18 protein-coding genes and 1 pseudogene are annotated in these 19,601 nt (G+C 55.3%); 7 read left to right on the top strand and 12 right to left on the bottom strand.

The features are described 5' to 3' along the window. Positions 1 to 198: 198 nt before the first annotated feature. Both MKZ35_RS02645 and MKZ35_RS02640 read left to right on the top strand, forming a co-directional pair. A complete protein-coding gene (locus tag MKZ35_RS02645; protein WP_482511668.1) occupies positions 199 to 1,782 on the top strand; it encodes a reprolysin-like metallopeptidase in 1,584 nt (527 codons plus the stop codon). Beyond that, positions 1,707 to 2,438, top strand: a complete 732-nt coding sequence (locus MKZ35_RS02640; protein ID WP_482511667.1) for a T9SS type A sorting domain-containing protein — start codon at positions 1,707 to 1,709, stop codon at positions 2,436 to 2,438. The genes MKZ35_RS02645 and MKZ35_RS02640 overlap by 76 nt, the downstream gene beginning before the upstream one ends. Positions 2,439 to 2,539: 101 nt before the next feature. Here the strand turns inward: MKZ35_RS02640 and MKZ35_RS02635 are convergent, their stop codons facing one another. The 4 genes and pseudogenes from MKZ35_RS02635 to MKZ35_RS02620 form a co-directional block, all read right to left on the bottom strand. Continuing rightward, a complete protein-coding gene (locus tag MKZ35_RS02635) occupies positions 2,540 to 3,637 on the bottom strand; it encodes a hypothetical protein (RefSeq protein WP_482511666.1) in 1,098 nt (365 codons plus the stop codon). Continuing rightward, on the bottom strand, positions 3,568 to 4,752 hold the full coding sequence (locus MKZ35_RS02630) for a hypothetical protein (protein ID WP_482511665.1): 1,185 nt from the start codon (positions 4,750 to 4,752) through the stop codon (positions 3,568 to 3,570). The genes MKZ35_RS02635 and MKZ35_RS02630 overlap by 70 nt, the downstream gene beginning before the upstream one ends. Next, positions 4,749 to 5,366, bottom strand: a complete 618-nt coding sequence (locus MKZ35_RS02625) for a hypothetical protein (RefSeq protein ID WP_482511664.1) — start codon at positions 5,364 to 5,366, stop codon at positions 4,749 to 4,751. The genes MKZ35_RS02630 and MKZ35_RS02625 overlap by 4 nt, the downstream gene beginning before the upstream one ends. Positions 5,367 to 5,807: 441 nt before the next feature. After that, a pseudogene (locus MKZ35_RS02620) lies at positions 5,808 to 8,131 on the bottom strand (S46 family peptidase). Between the two features lie 231 nt (positions 8,132 to 8,362). Here MKZ35_RS02620 and yidD point away from each other — a divergent pair. Both yidD and MKZ35_RS02610 read left to right on the top strand, forming a co-directional pair. Next, on the top strand, positions 8,363 to 8,584 hold the full coding sequence (gene yidD / locus MKZ35_RS02615; RefSeq protein WP_482511663.1) for a membrane protein insertion efficiency factor YidD: 222 nt from the start codon (positions 8,363 to 8,365) through the stop codon (positions 8,582 to 8,584). A gap of 85 nt (positions 8,585 to 8,669) precedes the next feature. Beyond that, positions 8,670 to 9,602, top strand: a complete 933-nt coding sequence (locus tag MKZ35_RS02610) for a hypothetical protein (protein WP_482511662.1) — start codon at positions 8,670 to 8,672, stop codon at positions 9,600 to 9,602. A gap of 93 nt (positions 9,603 to 9,695) precedes the next feature. Here the strand turns inward: MKZ35_RS02610 and MKZ35_RS02605 are convergent, their stop codons facing one another. The 6 genes from MKZ35_RS02605 to MKZ35_RS02580 form a co-directional block, all read right to left on the bottom strand. Continuing rightward, positions 9,696 to 10,094, bottom strand: coding sequence for a prolipoprotein diacylglyceryl transferase family protein (locus MKZ35_RS02605; RefSeq protein WP_482511661.1), 399 nt, complete (start codon positions 10,092 to 10,094; stop codon positions 9,696 to 9,698). Continuing rightward, complete coding sequence (gene lgt, locus MKZ35_RS02600) at positions 10,061 to 10,585, bottom strand: prolipoprotein diacylglyceryl transferase (RefSeq protein WP_482511660.1); 525 nt, start codon at positions 10,583 to 10,585, stop codon at positions 10,061 to 10,063. Before lgt ends, MKZ35_RS02605 begins: the two co-directional genes overlap by 34 nt. A 112-nt stretch (positions 10,586 to 10,697) precedes the next feature. After that, positions 10,698 to 12,632 (bottom strand): NAD(+) synthase, encoded by a 1,935-nt coding sequence (gene nadE, locus MKZ35_RS02595; RefSeq protein WP_482511659.1) that lies wholly within the window; start codon positions 12,630 to 12,632, stop codon positions 10,698 to 10,700. 125 nt (positions 12,633 to 12,757) lie between these two features. Then, positions 12,758 to 13,507: a ribonuclease III gene (gene rnc / locus MKZ35_RS02590; protein WP_482511658.1), complete on the bottom strand. Its 750-nt coding sequence runs from the start codon at positions 13,505 to 13,507 to the stop codon at positions 12,758 to 12,760. Continuing rightward, positions 13,507 to 14,757: a beta-ketoacyl-ACP synthase II gene (fabF, locus tag MKZ35_RS02585; protein ID WP_482511657.1), complete on the bottom strand. Its 1,251-nt coding sequence runs from the start codon at positions 14,755 to 14,757 to the stop codon at positions 13,507 to 13,509. The genes rnc and fabF overlap by 1 nt, the downstream gene beginning before the upstream one ends. 89 nt (positions 14,758 to 14,846) lie before the next feature. Next, complete coding sequence (locus tag MKZ35_RS02580; protein ID WP_073109216.1) at positions 14,847 to 15,083, bottom strand: acyl carrier protein; 237 nt, start codon at positions 15,081 to 15,083, stop codon at positions 14,847 to 14,849. 168 nt (positions 15,084 to 15,251) lie between these two features. Here MKZ35_RS02580 and MKZ35_RS02575 point away from each other — a divergent pair, with 168 nt between their 5' ends. Next, the gene (locus MKZ35_RS02575) at positions 15,252 to 15,674 is read left to right on the top strand and encodes an IPExxxVDY family protein (RefSeq protein ID WP_482511656.1); all 423 of its coding nucleotides are present in this window, start codon (positions 15,252 to 15,254) and stop codon (positions 15,672 to 15,674) included. Positions 15,675 to 15,783: 109 nt separating this feature from the next. Next, a complete protein-coding gene (gene pyk / locus MKZ35_RS02570) occupies positions 15,784 to 17,223 on the top strand; it encodes a pyruvate kinase (protein ID WP_482511654.1) in 1,440 nt (479 codons plus the stop codon). A 135-nt stretch (positions 17,224 to 17,358) separates the two neighbouring features. Here the strand turns inward: pyk and rpsT are convergent, their stop codons facing one another. After that, positions 17,359 to 17,619, bottom strand: coding sequence for a 30S ribosomal protein S20 (gene rpsT / locus MKZ35_RS02565; protein WP_482511653.1), 261 nt, complete (start codon positions 17,617 to 17,619; stop codon positions 17,359 to 17,361). Between the two features lie 269 nt (positions 17,620 to 17,888). Between rpsT and MKZ35_RS02560 the strand changes: the two genes are divergently transcribed. Next, positions 17,889 to 18,875 (top strand): YheT family hydrolase, encoded by a 987-nt coding sequence (locus tag MKZ35_RS02560; protein WP_482511652.1) that lies wholly within the window; start codon positions 17,889 to 17,891, stop codon positions 18,873 to 18,875. 21 nt (positions 18,876 to 18,896) lie between these two features. On the opposite strand, the gene rsmG is transcribed toward MKZ35_RS02560, so the two are convergent. Beyond that, the gene (gene rsmG / locus MKZ35_RS02555) at positions 18,897 to 19,520 is read right to left on the bottom strand and encodes a 16S rRNA (guanine(527)-N(7))-methyltransferase RsmG (protein ID WP_482511651.1); all 624 of its coding nucleotides are present in this window, start codon (positions 19,518 to 19,520) and stop codon (positions 18,897 to 18,899) included. Between the last annotated feature and the right edge of the window lie 81 nt (positions 19,521 to 19,601).

The following is a 19,601-nucleotide window of genomic DNA, read 5'->3' as shown; positions in this document are numbered from 1 at the left end:
TTTATGAGGCTGTTTTAAGAATTCAATTGCAGCTTCTATAACGTCATGCTTCGGCAAGCGGACGCCAGATTCAGCATGACGTTCTGTATGTATTTTTCTGGTTGCATAAAATACTATCCACGCGCTCCCCTCGCTCCTAGACCATCTTTCTCGGGCGTAAGCGTAACTTGTTTGCCGATAGTTACTTCCGGATACGATATGCCCTCAACTTTTTCCTGGGCCGGCCGCACTGCGGGGCGCTGGCTGCTATGTCTATTTCTGTTGTTGCGTACTGTTGCAGCCGTTGCGCAAGCGCCTAAAACTATATGGGTGGATGCCGCGCCGGCCTCTGCTGCCGCTCGGGTTTCGGTTTCCGGGCTAACTCAGTTTCGGGCGGTTCGCTTCCAAACGTCGGCCATGCGGACGGCGCTGCAAGCCGCTCCGGCTCTCGGTAAAGGTGCGAAGCTCAGTCAGGAAATAGTGCTGGCGCTTCCTTTACCAGATGGCTCCAGCCAACAGTTTCGGATAACAGAAACCGCTGTGCTGCACCCCCGGCTGGCGGCGCTTTATCCGCGCATCAAAACGTATGCTGGTCAAAGCCTTGATAACCCAACAACTACGGCCCACCTCGACCTGACGCCCGCCGGCTTTCACGCGCAGATTCTGCGGGGCACCACGACCGTTTACATCGACCCTGCCGCGCCGGGTGATACCGTAAACTATCGGGTGTTCTATCGCTCGGCGATGCGCCAGAATGGGGCGGCTTGTCTTACCACCGAGGTGAAGCGCAAATTGCCCCCCACAACCAATGAGTTGCGGGCCAATGGGGCGCAGCTTCGTACCTACCGCTTGGCCGTGGCTTGCACGGGCGAATACGCGATTACCAAAGGCGGAACGAAGGCCGCCGCCCTCTCCGGCATCGTGACGACGGTGAACCGGGTGAACGGTATCTATGAGCAGGAGCTGGCCATTCAGCTGCAGCTGGTACCTGCCAACGACGCACTAATTTTCCTTGATCCCACCACCGACCCCTACACCAATACCAACGCTTCCGATTTGCTCACGGAAAACCAGCGCACCACGGATGCGCTGATTGGCTCGGCCAACTATGACCTGGGGCATGTGTTTGGTACGCGAGTAGGAGGTTTGGCTTACGTGGGCACCGTGTGTGATGCCTCCTTCAAAGCCGGCGGCACTACGGGCCAGGCCGACCCCAGCGGCGACGCGTTCGATGTGGATTTTGTGGCGCATGAGCTAGGTCACCAGTTTGGCGCCGACCACACCTTCAACGGCACGACCGGATTCTGTGCCAGCAGCCGCTTTGCCAGCTGGGCGTATGAGCCGGGCAGTGGGGGCTCGATTATGAGCTATGCGGGCCTTTGCTCGCCCCAGAATATTCAACCGAGCAGCTTTCCTTACTTCCATTCACGCAGCCTCGATCAAATCCTGGATTATGTGGCCGCGTTTGGTACCTGCGCCCAGATTACGGCCAGCGGCAATCGGCCCCCGATAGTGGATGCGGGGGCAATTTTCGCATTCCAGCCAGCACACCTTTCACGCTTACCGGTACCGGCTCTGACCCCGATGGCGACGCGGTATCCTACACCTGGGAGCAGAACGACCTCGGCCCCGCCGGCAACCCAACTACTCCGGTGGGTGACGCGCCACTGTTCCGATTTTTGCCCCCCAGCGCCTTTCCCAGCCGCACCTTCCCGGACCTTGCCAGCTTGCTTGCGGCTACCGTCCCGCCGCCCGGCGAGCTACTGCCTACCTACGCCCGGCGTCTGCACTTTCGCCTGGTAGCCCGCGACCAGCGCCGCCCGGCCGGGGGCACCGATTATGATACGACCAGCGTGGCCGTAATAGGTACCGCTGGTCCGTTTCTGGTTAAAGCCCCAACAGCGCCAACCACCTGGGTAGCCGGGGCTAGTCAGGAAGTCATCTGGGACGTGGCTGGTACAGATCAAGTGCCCATCAATGCCGCGCAGGTAGATATTCTGCTTTCTACCGACGGAGGACTTACTTTTCCTACCACCCTGGCTGCGGCTACTCCTAATGATGGCTCTCAGACGGTGCTTGTTCCTACTGGCCTGAGCACTAACACAGCCCGCATAAAGGTGCAGGCGGCGGGCAATATTTTCTTCGCTATTTCCCCCCAGAATTTTACTATCTCCAGCGTACTAGCCAGCTCTGCCGCCGGCGTTGCACCTATTGCAGTCGAGGTTTTCCCTAATCCCAGCACTGGTGTTTTTCAACTAAACGTGCATAACCAGCAGTCGGGGCCCATCACCTTGCTCGTTATGGATGCCATAGGGCGCATCATCAGCCGGGAAATAGTAGATAAGTTAGTGGCTCCGCGCCAGTACCGCCTCGACCTACGCGGCCTCAGCCGGGGCATCTATTATCTACGCCTGACTATGCCCCAAGGTACCAGCGTAACACGCCTGTTGAAGGAGTAGACACAACGGTTTAAAGCTCTTGCTCCACCGTGTAAAAATCAACCTCACTTCCGCGAGCACTGCCTCGGAGACAAGCTCTGGCCCGATACGTATAGGCCCTACTAAAATGTGTATCGAGCCTGCGCTTTTATATCAGAGCGGAGCGAGCCTTCTATCTCTTCCAGGCCGGAGCTGATTACTTGCTGGTGGCGGTATTGGGTGGCCGCATAGCGCAGCCAAAGCGTAAGGTGGCGGGTGCATTTTACCTCCGCCAGCGCGTACGTGCGTGTTCCGCGGCCGAAGAGTGCGGGCACCGAAAACGCGTATAGCACATCCTGCTCGAAGGCATATTGGCGGGTATCGTAGTCGTCGGTGTCAAAAAGGGCGTAGCGGGCGCTCAGGCGCAGGTAGCGGTTGAGGCGCACGGTGGCATCCTGAGCCAATAAGAAACCTGTGTGCGGAGTGGCGCCGTCTTCGCGGTAATGAGTGCCTTGCAGGCGCGTACGCAGACTGATGATGGATGAGGGCGCGGCATCATAGAAGAGCAGCAGGCTACGGCGCTCAGTGGGTACCGGCTGGGGCACGGGGCGCGAGGGTGTCAGGTCGGCGTTCTGGTCTTTGGTGCGAGAGCGAACTTGCACATAGAGTTGGCTGGTTTTGGTGGGCGCAAACGACAAGCGCAGCAAATAATCGTGGCCGCGCGAGGGCGCATCAACGCGATATTTTAACCACGGAAACCAGAATTGATCATAGTAACCCGTGATTTCCCAACGCGGCGCGGGTCGCACTTTCAGGCCCAGGTACACTCCGCTTTCGTTGATGTTACGCGTATTTTCGCCGAATGCCTGACCATAAAAGGAGTGGAAGTTCCGGTCGTAGCGGCGGTACAGAAGGGAGGCTTCTACGTTGGTGGCCAGGCTGGTCAACAGGCCATTTACAGTACCTACGCCACCACTGCTGGAGCGCGCTGTTTCACCGAAAACGAGCACATTTCCCAGCACATAGCTATAGTGAAAGCCCAGCGCCACATTGTCTTTACCCCGAAACTCAAACTGGTTGTACGGCTCGGGGCGGCGCTGCAAAGCCATGCCGTAGTGCGTACCCACCACCGTAGCCCCGGCCGCAAAATTGCCCCCCAGACTCGTGTAGGTCACGTTGCCGCCGCCGATAGTTTCGTGCAGACGCTTGCGGTTGGCCAGCTCCGTAGCGGTGCGGTGCAAGCCACTGGTGCTGATACCAGATGAAAATGTATCGTATTGGGCCAGCGAATCGGTGGCAAACTGTTGGTTTGCATCCACTTTTTGGCCGAGAAAAACGCTGTCGCCCGCACAGCCCTGTGCAAGCTAACAGTAGCGGCTGCCCCGCGAAAGAAAGAAGTTTCCAGCACCGAAGAGTAGGGCCTCACCCCTAAACTGCTGCGCCGCAGGGTCGTTATGGTTTCAGCGCCCTTGCCTACCTGCAAACCTGATGAGAGCAACAAGCCTTGCCCAAATTGTAGCTGGTAATCGCCCAAGGCCAGGGTTTTGAGCCGACCTCGCTCCTGCACCACGAAGTGCGCGGAGTAAAAATCGGTTCCCAGTCGTCCCTTGCCAGGCTCCCAGACCAGTGGCTCGCCTGCATCTTTCTCAGCGGTGAAGCCCAGGCTGAAGTCGCGCGTGTGGCTGACGCGGTAGCGCACCAAAAGCTTATCGGGCGAGCCGAGGTAGCGACTAAGCGGGCGGCCGGTGCTGGTAGTATCGGGGGAAGCATAGCCGCGACGAGCCTGCAAACCCCGCTCATAGCGCAGGAATAAGGCATTATTGTCTTCGTGCCGGATACGCTGCCAGAGTGGCCCGCGAGCAGCATTCTGGTTTCCGGACTGCACCGTCACGAAGGGTGCCACCCGATAAATAGAGCGCAGCTGCTCAAAGCCCGTGATGCTTTGCAGCTCATACAAACTCAGGAGAGGCCCAAGCTGCTGCCGATGATCCAATAGGGCGGAAATCTGCGTTTCCGAGAGCAACAGCAAGCCTCGCAGCTCTTCGCGGCTGGCGGTGTTCAGGTTTAGAGGCGTCTGATAATAAAGCAGGAGCGTTTCATACACGTCTTCAAAAGCGACCTCATCGCTCTGTATTTCGGCAAACAGCTCCTGCACCAGCCGGTCCAGATCGGCAGCGGGGCGCACGTAGTCCTGCGCCTGAAGACTGAAAGGCAAAATCAAACACAGCAGCCCGAAGGCCCACGCTACAGCCCGCCACCAACTACGTTTGCTGGCCATGGCGCACCTTAGCGTTTCGTCGTGTGCGCCCCACAGCATTGGTATATCCTGGGGGGCTTTTTTGGATGCAGTCCTCACTTTTTAGCCCACTGCAAACTCACTCCCACATGCTGACTCAAGCCCAGCGCTGATTGCCAGGCCGCGGCGTAGTCAATCTGAAAACGGCCGGCTTTAAAGCCTACGCCAGCTGTGGTCTGCTCCACGAGCGAAGCAAAGCCAGCCCGGAACGCCAGTACCTCCAGCAGCTGATACTCGATACCCGCCTTAAAATCAGCATCCTGCTCTACATCTTTTTCGGTTTCCACGTTAAGCATCAGCTTACCCGTGGGGCGATACGAGAAGCCGGCTTTGAGTACGGTAGGCACCCGCTCATCTTCGTAAGCCGCTAAGCGTGCCTGATTCAGGTTATATAAATATCCCCCAAAAACCAGTCGGTTAGGAATCAGCTCGGCCTGCCCGCCTAACGAAGCGGCTACCACTCTTTTACTGCCCAAACCCTGAATACTGACCTGCAACACATCTACGCGGCAGCCCACGCTTACTTGTCCGCCCTTGTACCCGTAGCCTACTCCTAAACGCTGTTCGGCGTACAGGTTATTTCCGAAGCGCTGCGCTTCGAAGCCTATTACACCACGCCTGGGGGGCTTTTCTGAATTAACAGACCCAAGCGGCGTAGCCGCCACAAGCGCCACAGAATTGAATGCAGAGCTTAAATAACGGTTTTCAGCATAAAAGCCGACACTCGTTTGGCTCACTTGGCCAAGTCCGGCTATGTTGTTGCCTACTGCCCAAACATCCGTAATGGTAACCGACGCGTTGCCCAGCGCCGCGGACCGCGCCCCCGTACGCCGGGACCATTGCCGGCGCTTACAGAAGAAACAGTGCAGGATAGAAATAAGACCGCTAACGATAAGTACCCGTTTTGCATAATAATGAGATAAGAAGCCCATACTGGCCTCGCACGCCCGTAGCAAATTTCGCGGCAAATATTTGGCTCTGCTTTTTACTGTAATTAGAATGTAAGACCAACTCATCGTAGCCGAATTGCAGTAAGCTAACTGAGAAGCATACTACATAAAAAAGCCCCCCAGATTCATCTGGGGGGCTTTTTGCAAGGTAATACAGTCGTAGCCTTACATCTGTGCGCTAGCTTCGGCTTTCTCTTTGTTCTTTTTCTTCTTGATTTTGGTCTTGCCGGCCTCAGGCGACTTCATTTTCATTTTCTCGCTTTCGCTCGTACCATTCAGCAGGTTGGAGTTGTTGGCCGTGGCGGCGCCGATACCGGGATTAGGACCTTTATTCACCACCGTCATCTCATCTACGAGGTGCTTAGCGCCGCCGAGCTTATCCACACAGAACAACACGTAGCGGATGTCCACGTTGATGCAGCGCTTCAGGTCGGGGTCGTAGGCCAGGTCGCCGGTCATGGCTTCCCAGTTGCCATCGAAGGCCAGCCCGATCAGCTCGCCGCGCCCGTTGATGACGGGCGAGCCGGAATTGCCCCCCGTAATGTCATTATCGGTGATAAAGGCCACCGGAAGCTGGCCGTTTTTGTTGGCATAGGGGCCAAAGTCCTTGGCCTTTAGCAGCGCTAATTCTTTGGCGGGCACCACAAATTCCGGGTTTGTTGGGTCTTCTTTTTCCAGAATTCCCTGGCCTGTCGTCTGATAGTCGTAGCTCACGGCGTCGCGGCCTTCGTAGGGGCGTACGGTGCCGTAGCTCAGGCGCAGCGTGGAGTTGGCATCGGGCGAGTACACTTTATCGGTGTTTTTGGCCCGCAGACCCGCTACGTACTGGCGGTTGGCCTGGCCCATGGTAGCCTGGCTGGCCTGAAGCTGGGGGGCAATTTTCTGCACGTAGTTCGTGTACACCGAGTTCATCGTCTTAAACGCCGGGTCTGCTTCGAGCTTGGCCAAGGTAGGCGCCGCCAGAAATGCGTTCAGCTTCGTTGGTGAGTTCAGGAAGGTGTTGCTGAATACATAGTCGGCGTACTTTTTCATGGAGCCACCATACTGTTTGGCCACCGTTTGAAACACCTCCGGCTGCTGCGCCTTGGGCACATCGGTGTAGTACAGACCCATCAGGGCTGCAAAAACCTTCTTATCCGTTGGGGCGCTGTAGTCTTTGAAAAACTCGGCCGCTGGCTCTTTCAAATCGGTGGTAGCCTTCTGAATAGCGGCTTTGTCAGCGTTCGGGTCTTTCAGCAACGTGTACAAGGGCAGCATGCGAGCCGCGAACGTCATGATTTCGGTACCAAAAGCGGCTTCATTCAGGTACACATTGCTTAGGTTAAACTCACGCAGGGCCGCGTAATTCTGGTTGATATCCTGCAACGCGCTACCGTAGAGCTGCTGGCGGGCGGGGTCAGCCGCAATCCACTGGGCAAACTGGACTTCTTCCGCCTTCTTCTTATCTACCGTTTTCAGGCGCTTCATACCTTCGTTCTGACCTATAAAGTACTTCCAGTAATTGGCAATGCTGGCGTACTTGGAGGCGTATTTCAGGCGAAGCGCCGGGTCGGCGTCCATGTCTTCCTTCCAGAGTTTCAGGCGGGTATCGCGCAGCTTAATGCGGGCCGGGTTGCTTTGGTCGAGGGTGAGCTGCAGGCCGGCGGCGGGCAAAAAGCGCTGGGTGCGGCCCGGAAAGCCAAACACCATCGCAAAGTCGCCTTCGCTTACGCCTTGCAGACTCACGGGCAAATGCTTTTTGGGCACATAAGGCACATTATCAGCCACGTAGCCGGTGGTGGGCTTGTTGTCTTTGGAGGCATACACCCGAAACATAGAGAAGTCGCCGGTATGACGGGGCCACATCCAGTTATCGGTATCGCCGCCAAACTTGCCCACCGATTCGGGTGGGGCGCCTACCAGGCGCACATCGCCAAAGCGCTGATATACAAATATATAATACTCGTTGCCGGCAAAGAAATCGCGCACATAGGCTACGTACTGGCCATTCTCTTTGGCAGCATCGGCCAGCTGCTTCTGCCGCTGCTGCACCAGCGTGGCGCGCTCCTGCTCTGGCGTTTGGGGCGTGATACCCTCCAGCACCTGACCCGTCACGTCTTCCATGCGCACCAGAATATCCACGAACAGTCCGGGGTTGGGCTTTTCCTCGCTTTTATTAGCGGCGAAAAAACCGTCGGCAAGCAGGTTTTTCTCGGGCGTACTATGGCTTTGAATGGCGTCGTAGCCGCAGTGGTGGTTGGTAAGCAGCAAACCCTGGCCGCTCACAAATTCGCCCGTACAAAAGCCCCCAGCTGCACCACCGCATCTTTGAGGCTGGCGTTGTTGATGTCATAGATTTCTTCGGCCGTTAGTTGCAGGCCTTTCTTCTGCATATCGACGTAGTTGAGGCGCTTCACGTACATCGGCAGCCACATTCCTTCATCGGCACGAGCGGCGAGCGGTAGCAAGAGCACCAGCAGCAACGCATTTGCCCAGATTTTTTTCAGCATAAGGGTGAATAATGAGAATGAAAAACGAGAGTGAGATTATAAGAAAAGTATTCCTGTGCAGCAAAGCTCAAACTTACTCAGGTGGGGCGAGTAGTGGGCAGTTATTATTTCTCAAGTAGCAAACCGCCTACATGTTTTTCGCTTTCATTGACCTAGGCGCCCTCTTTGTTTGTTGCGCGAGAGAATGAGCCTAACAAGTAAATTGCTCTAGTTTTTCGCATAACCCCAACTATGGCTTCCCTGTTCCGGCACTTTTTTCTTGCCCTTATCTGGGTGTATCAGCACTTTATCTCACCGCTCAGCCCAGCCAGCTGCCGGTTCCAGCCCACCTGCTCGGCCTATGCGGCGCAGGCCATCGGGAAATTTGGCCCCTGGCGCGGCGGGTGGCTGGCACTGCGCCGAATTGGGCGCTGCCATCCGTGGGGCAGCCATGGCTACGACCCCGTACCCTAATCAGCGTATTGCGTATAGTTTACCGCTACCGTTGCCTGTTCCCACTGAGTCAGGCAACGTTTTTCAGTTTATACATTCTTAAACCATGCGTTTCATAGCCATTATTACCCTGTCGATCAGCGCCTTGCTTGGCTGTAGCTGTTCGCAGGCTCAGTCAGATGAAGCATCAGGCGGCAAGAAGGGCAAAAAGAATAATAAGAAGGAAAGCTTAGAGAATCGTTTGATAGAGAGCTCGGTGCCGGGGCTGCGCCGCACGGGCTCCTTAAATAATTCGGTGCCCGAAAGCTCGGGCCTGGCCCGCGCCGACCAGGCTGGCACTTTCTACACCCACGGCGACGCCGGCAACTCCCCTATTCTGTACAAGATTGACGCGACGGGCAAGCTGCTGAAGGAAATGAGGCTTTCAGTACCAAACCAAGACTGGGAAAGTCTGGCGCAGGACAACCGTGGCAACCTGTTCGTGGTAGATGCGGGCAATAACAATAATAACCGCCAGGACCTGGCTATATACCGCCTCAACCCGCTCAATCCCAAGCAAATAGGCGCCATCTGGTTCACTTACGCGGATCAGCGCGAATTTCCACCCGCGAAAAAAGAGCGAAACTTCGACTGCGAGGCCGCGCTCTGGCACGATGGCGTGGTTTACCTCTTCACCCGCGACCGCGCCAACCAAACAACCAGCAAGGTGTACGCCGTGCCCGATAAACCCGGCCAGCAAACCGCCCGCCTCGTCACCAGCCTGTCTATCAGCGGTGAGGTGACGGATGCTGACCTGAGCCCTAATGGTAACCGCCTAGCCCTATTGGGCAAAGAAGAGCTGTTTTTGTACGAAGGCGATACGTTTCAGGCGTTGCTTAAATCTACACCCCAGCGTATAGCGTTGCCGGGTGCGGGCCAAACGGAAGGCATTGTTTTCACCGACAATCAGACGTTGGTTATCAGCACGGAAGAAGGCTCCATTTACCAGTATTCGTTGCAGGGCCAATCGACATCCGGGGCAAACCTTGGAGACCAGTAACTAGTAATCGGCGAGGAAATATCAGCTACCTCATAAGTATAAAAAAGCCCCCCAGAGATGCTCTGGGGGCTTTTTTATGAGTAGAAGAACAGGCTACTTCGATTTTACCATTTTTTGCGCTTGCTCGGCGGCAGCTCTTTCTTCCAGATCTCGGGGGGCAAATCCGAAGGGATTATTCGGCCATTTGCCGGCGCGTATAAGTACCCATAAACCCATAAAAATCAGCGGAATACTTAGGATCTGGCCCATGTTCAGCACCATGCTGCTCTCGAAGTCCGACTGATCTTCCTTGAGAAACTCCACCAGAAAGCGGAAGGTGAACAGCAGCACCACGAACAAGCCAAATAATTGCCCCCTGGGCGTCTTTTCCTTCGTGCGGTTCCACATCAGGTACAGCAGCACCAGCAAAAACACGCAGAACAACGACTCATAGATTTGAGTAGGATGGCGCGGTACCACTACGCCATTGACCAGATGCTCCGTGTCGCGCATAAACTTGAACCCCAGGGCAAGGTGGTTTCGTGGCCGAAAATCTCGGAGTTGAACAGGTTACCCAGGCGAATGAGCGCACCGCCCAGCGCCACCACAATCACAATCCGGTCGAGGGTCCAGAGGTAGTCGAACTTATTGTTGCGACTGAACAGCCACACCGCCAATAAGATACCGAGCGTAGCGCCGTGGCTAGCCAGTCCGCCTTCCCATATTTTGAGAATAGCGAGCGGGTGAGCCAAGTAGTAGCCAGGGTCGTAGAATAAGCAGTGGCCGAGCCGGGCACCGACAATGGTGCCCACCAGCATATAAATCGTGATTACATCGACCCACTGCGGTGATACGCGCTCGGAGCGGTAGATATGTGACAGCACGAAGGTGCCCAGCACGAAGCCCGACATAAACAGCAGCCCGTACCAGCGCAGCGTGAGGGGACCTATTTTAACGATTTCGGGCGCAACGTCCCAGGTGATATAAGCGAGCAGCGATGTCATGCGAAGGCGGAAGAGAGGTATAAGGGCAAAGGTAGGAATTCAGCGTTGGCGAGAAAGCAGCTCGAAAGCGCGCTTCATTCAAAGTAAAGCAAACGGTAGTGCCACCTGGAAATTATAGGGAAGCTAACTCCTGAGTGAAGCCACCGCTCAGAATAGGGAAGCGCAGCCAGGAGCGCGGATCTACATTGTAGTCGTCGAGGTGGAAAGCCGGGGCGTAGCGCTCGCGCTTCCACTGATTGCGCGCCCACAGCGAGTAAAAGCGTTTAACGTAAGTTTTGAGCTGCTCAGCATCCGTAGCCGCTTCTTCCTGCACCAGCTTGGCCAATACCTGTCGCGGACTCAGACGCTCATAGAAAGCCAGCCGCTCGATGCGGTTGAGCAGCACGTACGGCATCAGGTCGCGCTCGTCCGTTTGCTTGTCCTCCAGGGGCCGCAGCTCAGCCGTGGGCTGCAAGGCATTTACGTGGCGTAAAGCCTTGTAGCCCAGCTCTTTTTCAGCCCAGCGCAGCCATTTTTTTACAAAATCCTTATCAACGCCGGCAATGGGCGAAATGCTGCCGGCCGTGTCGCCATCCATCGTGCAGTAGCCCACCGACGCTTCGGAGCGGTTGGACGTGGTGAGAAGCAGGCAGTTTTGCACGTTGGCCAACAGCCAAATACCAGGCGCCCGCACCCGCGCCTGAATGTTTTGCAGAGCCAGATCGTCGGTTTGCCACGTCAGCGGCCGATTCAGGGCGTGCTCAATCTTGGCCACGTAGCCGCTCACTTCCTCGTCAATGCTCCAGTCAAAGAAAATGCCCCCCAGCTCGTCGGCCAGCTCCTTAGCCGACTGAAACGTATCATCGGAAGAGTTGACCGTGCCTTGGTAGGCAGTGGTGAGCAAGCGGCTCGTAATCTTCCGGTTAATTGATTTTTGCTCGTAGTTGAGTGAGCGGAGAGAAGCGTCTTTTGGGCCAGGTTCATTCTGGTCGGGCACCGGCGCAACAGGGCCAGCCAGGGCCGCAATTTCTTCGGCCGTGAAGCAACCCGCACGGCGCATAAATTCCGCCGTGCCCAGCTCAACCGTACCCAGGCGCACCATCTCGGCCACGGCTACGGCGCACATACACGAGTCGGCACCGCCACTGAGGGAAAGCACGAATCCGCGGCTGCGCGCCTTCCGCATATAGTCGAATAAGGCTAAGCTGAGCGCTTGGTTTAGCTCGCGGTACTCATCGGGTGTGGGCAGGGGCACAACATCCGTGGGGGGCAAATCGGCGGCAAAGTCAACGTCTGTGCATTCCAGATCTACTTCCTTGAAGCTTAACAGCTGGTTACGCAACAGCAAATGCCCATTGCGCGCCACCAGAATTTCGCCATCGTAAATGATGCGCCCTGCTTCGTTGCCGAGCAGGTTAGCGTAGAGATACGTGCAATTGTAGTTGCGCGAAGCCTGCAATACGAGCTGGTAGCGCACGTCCGTTTTGCTCATAGCAAAATGACTGGCCGACGGGTTCACAATGAGCTGTACCCCTCGCTCCATCAACCGGCCAGCGGGCCGGTCAGCGGCCGGGCGCCACGCATCCTCGCATATCTCGAAGCCAAAACGCACGCCCTGGTGCTCAAAAACCAAGTCACCCAAGGGCCATTCTTCGCCTTGCCACTCAATGGTTGTGGTTTCGCCCGCCCGCCAGGAGTTAAAGAAACGCGGCTCGTAATGCACGCCGTCATTAGCCAGAAACTGCTTGGCAGCAAAGCCCAGAATTTCGCCGTCGCGCAGCACGGCGGCGGTGTTATATGTCCGTCCGTCAATGCGTACGGGCAAGCCCACGCACACCAGAATGCCCGCCGTCCAGGGCCGAATCTGCTGTAAATACTCCAGCGCCGACGCCGAGAGCCAATCGCTCAGAAACAGGTCTTCGCACCCGTAGCCCGTCAGGCTTAGCTCCGGCAGGCACAGCAAATCGACACTGGCCGCCTTCGCCTGCTCAATGGCTTCGCGAATAGTGCGCAGATTATGATGCCAATCGAAAGGAATCTGGTTGAGGGCAGCGCCGGCTAGTCGCATGGAAAGAGAGAATAGTTTAGCCAACAACTACTTTTTGCCCCCCAGAGTTGTCTTAGCCGCTCAGAACCTTTGTATTTCGCCTTCGGTAGAAAATAGACGAGCAGCGGTTAAGTAAGAAGACGCGGCTATACGCCCAAGGCGGTAAGCGCGCGCTCAGCGGCCGTTTGTTCGGCTTGTTTTTTCGAAAGGCCCATGCCCGTTGCTACGGCTTCGTCGTCCACAAATACGGTAGCTGAAAATTCCATTACGCCACCCATCTGAGGCTCGCCCGCCAACTCGTAGCGCAGATGCTTACCCTGGCGCTGCGCCCATTCAATAAGCTTGCTTTTGAAGTTGGCAGTCGTCGTGGTGAGCGACTTTACATCTACGTACGGCTTAATCAAGCGCGCCAGCACGAATTTACGAGCCGCTTTATAGCCCTGATCCAGATAGACGGCCCCCACCAGCGCCTCCAGGGCATTACCATTTACGGAGCGGGAACGGGCGGCCCGACCCTGGGTTGGGTCGAGTTGCACCAGCTTATCCAACCCAATTTTCAGAGCCAGCGCGTTTAGGCTTTCACGGTTTACAATACGGGAGCGCATTTCGGTAAGGAACCCTTCCTGCTCGTAAGGGTACTTGCGAAACAGATATTCGGCCACCACCGTCCCCAGCACGGCATCGCCCAGAAACTCCAGGCGCTCGTTGCTTTGGTTACGAAGCTTGTCCGCCTGCTGCCGCACTAATGACGAGTGCGTAAACGCCAGCTGATACAGCCGGATATTATCCGGCGTGCGGCCAGTTACCGTGGCAATGGCTTGGCGGAAAGCCCTATCCTGCCCCAGCAACCGCCGGAAGAATCCGAACAGTGGAAGTGGCTGCCCCGGCCGCGTCATTAGCCTTGAAATTTGCGAAACAGAACCGACGTGTTGTGCCCACCAAAGCCAAAGGTATTGCTTAGCGTCACATTTATATCCCGCTTCTGCGCTTCATTAAAGGTAAAATTCAGTCGGGGGTCCAGTTCCGGGTCAGCGGTAAAGTGGTTGATGGTAGGCGGAATCACGCCGTGCTGCAAGGCCAGAATACACGCAATAGCTTCAATACCGCCAGCTCCGCCCAATAGGTGGCCGGTCATGCTTTTGGTAGAGCTAATGTTCAGGTCGTAAGCGTGCTCACCAAATACCTTCTCGATAGCCTTCACCTCAGCACCATCGCCAAGGGGCGTGCTGGTACCGTGGGTATTAATGTAGTCCACATCCTCCGGACCAATGCCAGCGTCGCGCAGGGCATTTTGCATTACCAGCACTACGCCGTTGCCTTCAGGGTCAGGAGCCGTGATGTGATAAGCATCCGACGACATACCGCCACCGATAATCTCAGCGTAGATTTTTGCCCCCCGAGCTATTGCGTGCTCATACGCTTCCAGAATGATAGCACCGCCGCCTTCCCCCAGCACAAAGCCGTCGCGCTCCTTGTCATAAGGGCGGGAAGCCTGCTCGGGTGCGTCGTTTCGCTCACTCATGGCCTTAAGTGCGTTGAACCCGCCTACACCAGCTTCTGTAATAGCCGCTTCCGAGCCGCCGGTTACCATTACATCGGCCAAGTTGAGGCGGATATAATTGTAGGCAGCAACAATGGAATCAGACGATGAGGCGCAAGCCGAGGTGGTCACGAAATTTGGCCCCCGGAACTTGTGGCGAATGGAAATATTGCCCGACGAGCTGTCGGCAATCATCTTCGGAATGAAGAAGGGGTTGTAGCGGGGTGTGCCGTCGCCTTTCGCGAAGCTGAAGCACTCCTCTTGAAAAGTTTTGAGGCCGCCAATACCGGAGCCCCAAATCACGCCCACCCGGTCGCGGTTCACGCCTTCCAGCAAGCCCGCATCCTTGATAGCTTCGTCGCTGGCAATGATGGCGAACTGCGTGAAGAAGTCCATTTTGCGGCCTTCCTTACGCTCGAAGTAATCGTCGGGGTTGTACCCCTTTATCTCGCAGGCGAAACGGGTTTTGAACTTGCTGGCATCAAAGCGCGTGATGGGCGCGGCACCGCTTACGCCCCTCGACAAGCCATCCCAATACTCGGTGACGGTTTTGCCAAGAGGCGTAAGGGCACCAAGGCCGGTCACAACAACTCTCCGAAGAGACATAGGCTAACGGGAGAAATTAGAAAGCAAAACGGCCGGCGGCGGGCCGGCCGGTAAGCAATAGAACGGGTAACGGCTAAGCAGCCGTCAGGTTATTTGGCGTGCTCCTCGAGGTAGCTGATAGCTTGACCCACGGTGGCGATGTTCTCGGCCTGATCGTCGGGGATAGACACGTTGAATTCTTTTTCGAACTCCATAATCAATTCGACAGTATCCAGCGAATCAGCGCCCAGATCGTTGGTGAAGCTAGCTTCCGGCGTTACTTCCGAGGCCTCAACGCCAAGCTTGTCAATGATAATAGCTTTTACTTTTTCTGCAATTTCAGACATTTCCGTGGGGGTTTAGAGAAAACTCGGCACAAATAACACTAACTTCCCTAACATTGTCAAACCAACCACCCCTAATCTTGCAGGTACAAGATTACGGCCGAGCCAGTTCCCGTTGGCTCCGGCGGTCCGTTGTTTTGTTCTGCTTAAGCCCGTAAGCACCCTATGAAAATGCTAACGCTGGACGTTGAGTATGACTGTGATTTTGAACTGTTTGGCCTCGTTTCGTCGAGCCGGGAACACACCCTGGCCTGGGCATTGAATCAGACCTTACGCTTGCGCTTAGTAAAGCAGCAAGACCTGATATATGACCTCCTAACGAAGGGTCGTTTAGTTATCAGCAATTATTTGTACGCCACGGAAACGCTTACATTACGACTGCTACGCAACCGATCGGTGGACCCATCGCCACTGAAAAAGCCGTTTCTTGCCCCCGATATTAAAGAATACGATTATCTGCTGCAGGTCAGTCATGGCTCGGGCGCGCTGGCAGCCAACGAGTTGATAGCCCATCTCACGGCCCTGCCCGCGGTGCAGTACGTATGTCAGTTCGACCCCAACGAATTAAAATTCAAAGAAAACCTGCTGTTTTGATTAAGTAACGCCTAGCTCCAGCTTGGTGCCTTATCATAAACGTCATTCAAATTGCCCCCCACTTACTCGTTCAACGACTCACCAGGCTGGAGCTTGGTGCTACCTGCTTATGGAACCTCGTCCGCATTTCAATAAAACCAAAATTGTGGCCACCGTTGGCCCGGCCTCTAACACGTACGAACGCCTGGGCACGCTCATCCGGGAGGGTGTTGATGTGTTTCGCCTCAACTTCTCGCACGGCTCTTACGAGGACCATTTAGCTGTCATTAACACTGTTCGCCGCCTGAATAAGGATATGCGTACGAATGTAGGCTTACTCCAAGACCTACAAGGGCCCAAAATCCGCCTCGGCGAGGTTGAAGGCGGCGGTGTTGAAATAAAGCCCGGCGAAAAGATTAAGCTCGTGTGCGGGGAAAAAGAAATCAGCACAGCAACGCGCCTAAGCACCATTTATATGGGCTTGGCTCGCGACGTGAAGGCTGGTGACATGATTCTGATTGACGACGGCAAAATTGAGCTGCGGGTGCTGGCAACGGACCGCGAGCAGGAAGTAGACGTAGAAGTAATATATGGAGGCCTTGTGAAGCCCCGCAAAGGCATCAACTTACCCGACTCGGACGTATCCGCTCCATCGATGACCGAGAAGGACATTGAGGACCTAAAGTTCGGGTTGGAGCACGACGTAGATTGGATAGCTCTTTCCTTTGCCCGCCGGGCCGAGGACATCCGCTTTATTAAGTCCTTGATTGCCGAAAGCGGCAAGCAGACGCGCGTGGTTGCGAAAATTGAAACGCCGGAGGCCCTGCGTAACATCGACGAGATCATTGCGCTAACGGATGCTGTCATGGTAGCCCGTGGCGACCTAGGTGTGGAAATAAACGGTGGCGAGGTGCCGCTGGCTCAAAAGATGATTATTGAGAAGTGCAATAAGCTCGGTAAGCCGGTTATCGTCGCTACTCAAATGATGGAGAGCATGATAACAAACCCGCGCCCAACCCGCGCCGAAACCAATGACGTAGCCAATGCCGTGCTCGATGGGGCCGACGCACTAATGCTATCCGCCGAAACAGCCGTAGGTGAGTACCCCGTAGAGGTTATCCGCTCGATGGTAAATACCATCCGAAGTGTTGAAACCCACGCCAATAATATTTTCCACCGCTTCCATCCTATCGACCCAGCCGCACCTTCCTTTATGGTTGACAGCGTGCTGTCGGCTGCTGTTCACTTGGCTCGCAATACGAAAGCCAGCGCCATCACCGGCCTGACGCACCGCGGCTACACGGCCTTCCAGATTTCCAAATATCGTCCGAAGGCTGATATTTTCGTCTTCACTGACACCCGCGACCTCCTGACGGTACTAAGCCTGGTGTGGGGCGTACGTGCTTTCTACTACGACCGTATGGTGAGCACCGACAATACCGTTTCTGACATCAAGTACGTGCTCACTACTACCGGCAACCTTAAGCCAGGGGACGTATTCATCAATACCGCGTCTATGCCTATCAGCGAGAAAGGCAAGACGAACATGGTGAAGGTGAGCGTGGCGTAAATATTCAGAGTGAAAACAGAAGCTGAGCATACCAACTCAGCTTCTGTTTATGCTTAGCTCAATAGAAACATGAAAAGGCCCTGCACTTACGCGCAGGGCCTTTTCTATGCTAGAGCAGAAAGCCTCTTAAATAAATTAAGCGACAGTCAGCGAGTTCACGAACTTGGTCAGGCTCGACTTGTTGTTAGCCGCCTTGTTCTTGTGAATGATGTTCTTCTTCGCCAGGCGGTCCAGCATCGACGATACTTTCTTCAGCAGCTCTTGTGCTTCGGTAGCATCGGTGGCAGCACGCAGCTTCTTGATAGCGGTGCGGGTAGATTTGGCCTGGTAACGGTTCAACACGCGCTTGGCTTCGTTGGAACGGATGCGCTTGAGGGCCGATTTATGATTCGCCATGAGATGGAAATAGTGACGTTCTGCTCGATTTAAATTTCAGTTCGGGTGGCAAAGGTAAGACTTTGGACGGAAATACCAAATAGCATTTGCTCACTTTCTCTCCTTGTTGGAGCAGTTGAATGAACAGATTGGATTTCAGGCCGCTTTACCTAGTCCAATCCTAATGGTATGCATGACGAACTTTTTAGTGCGCTTATACTTTAGCAGGTAGATTTTGTCTATTTTAGAGCAATACCGCCGGGCAAACGCCATTCTATATCTATTTGGTCATGCCGCTTATTCAGAACTCTCGTTATCAGCCGCCGTTTTACATGTTTAACGGCCATTTGCAAACCATCGTACCCAGCCTGTGGCGCTCGGTACCTGAAGTGCGCTACCAGCGCGAACGGGTAGAAACCGACGACGGCGACTTCCTTGATCTCGATTGGTCGCGGGTGACGGAGGGGAAAGCGGCTGACACGCTCGCCATCGTTTCGCACGGCCTGGAGGGCGATGCTGGCCGGCCTTACGTGCGTGGCATGGTGCGAGCCCTCAACCGCGCTGGCTTCGATGCCTTGGCTTGGAACTACCGCAGCTGCAGCGGCGAAATGAACCGCCTGCTCCGCTCCTACCATCTCGGCGACACCGACGACCTCGATTTTGTGGTGCGTTATGCACTAGGCGCTGGCTGTTACCGCCGGGTGTATCTCACTGGCTTTTCTGCTGGTGGCAACGTAACGCTAAAATACCTTGGTGAAAAGGCTGACCGTGTACCTGTTCAAGTGCAGCGGGCGGCCGTGTTCTCGGTCCCTACTGACCTCAAATCCAGCTCTCAGCACATTGCGCGTCCTGAGAATCGAGTTTATTTGAATCGGTTTCTGAAGTCCTTGCGAGCTAAAATGCGTCAAAAGGCTGAGTTGTTGCCGGGCCAGGTGGACGTGGAGAACTTGGATGCGCTGCGCGACTTCGTAGAGTTCGATGACCGCTTCACAGCTCCTATGCACGGCTTCAAATCGGCCGACGATTACTACGAGCACTCCAGCTCGGGCCGCTACATCGAATATATTCGGGTGCCTACGCTTATTGTAAACGCTGAGAACGACCCATTTTTGCCCCCCAGCTGCTTTCCGCGCGAGGTGGCGGCCACTAGTCAGTTCGTATTTCTGGAAACGCCCCGTGAGGGTGGGCACGTAGGCTTCCCCGAAGGCACCCCTGACGGCAACTATTATTCGGAGCGCCGGGCTATTGAGTTTCTAACAGACAAAGGACCAGCTTAAGCTGCGTGAATAACCATTTAACTATAAGGTAGTAGCCGGTACAAAAACGACTTTTTTTGTCTCAAAAAACTCTTCCTTGAAATAGTCGCTTAGCTCAAAAAGTGTGGCAGGCAAACCTGCTTCGGCAATTTCTTCCGTCAAATCGCCGCCTTTCAGATAATACAGGCCACTGGTAGCGTCGTCGGTGCGCTTATAGCGCTGGGCAATCCAGGTGTGAAAGGTGGAGAGGCGCGCTACGGCCCGACTGACCACGTAATCGAATTTGGGGCGGACCTGCTCGGCGCGGGTCTGCTCGGCCGTAACGTTGGTCAGGTGCAAGGTCAGCGCCATTTCCTGCACCGCGTGGATCTTCTTACCGATACTATCAACTAAGTGAAATTTCACTTCGGGAAACAGAATAGCCAGCGGCAGGCCCGGCAAGCCGCCGCCGGTACCCACATCCAGAACTGAGCTGCCCGCTGTGAACTCTACTACCTTTGCAATACCCAAGGAGTGCAGGAAGTGACGCTCCACTAAGTTTTCTACATCAGGGCGTGCCACGAGGTTTAGACGCTCATTCCAGCTTTTGAACTCAACCTCGAGCTGCTGAAAACGCTGGCGCTGCTGATTGGTGAGGTTAGGAAAATAGTGGTGAATCAGGTCCATGAGGCAAAACTACAATGCTGGTATGTGTGGTACTACGACTTTTTTGGTCGTAGTACCACTATCGTTGCTGACGCCTGCACT

This window comes from Hymenobacter sp. R533113 (genome assembly GCF_056835965.1).
The sequence above is the reverse complement of the archived record's forward strand: the minus strand, read 5'-3'. Positions and strand labels throughout refer to the sequence as shown.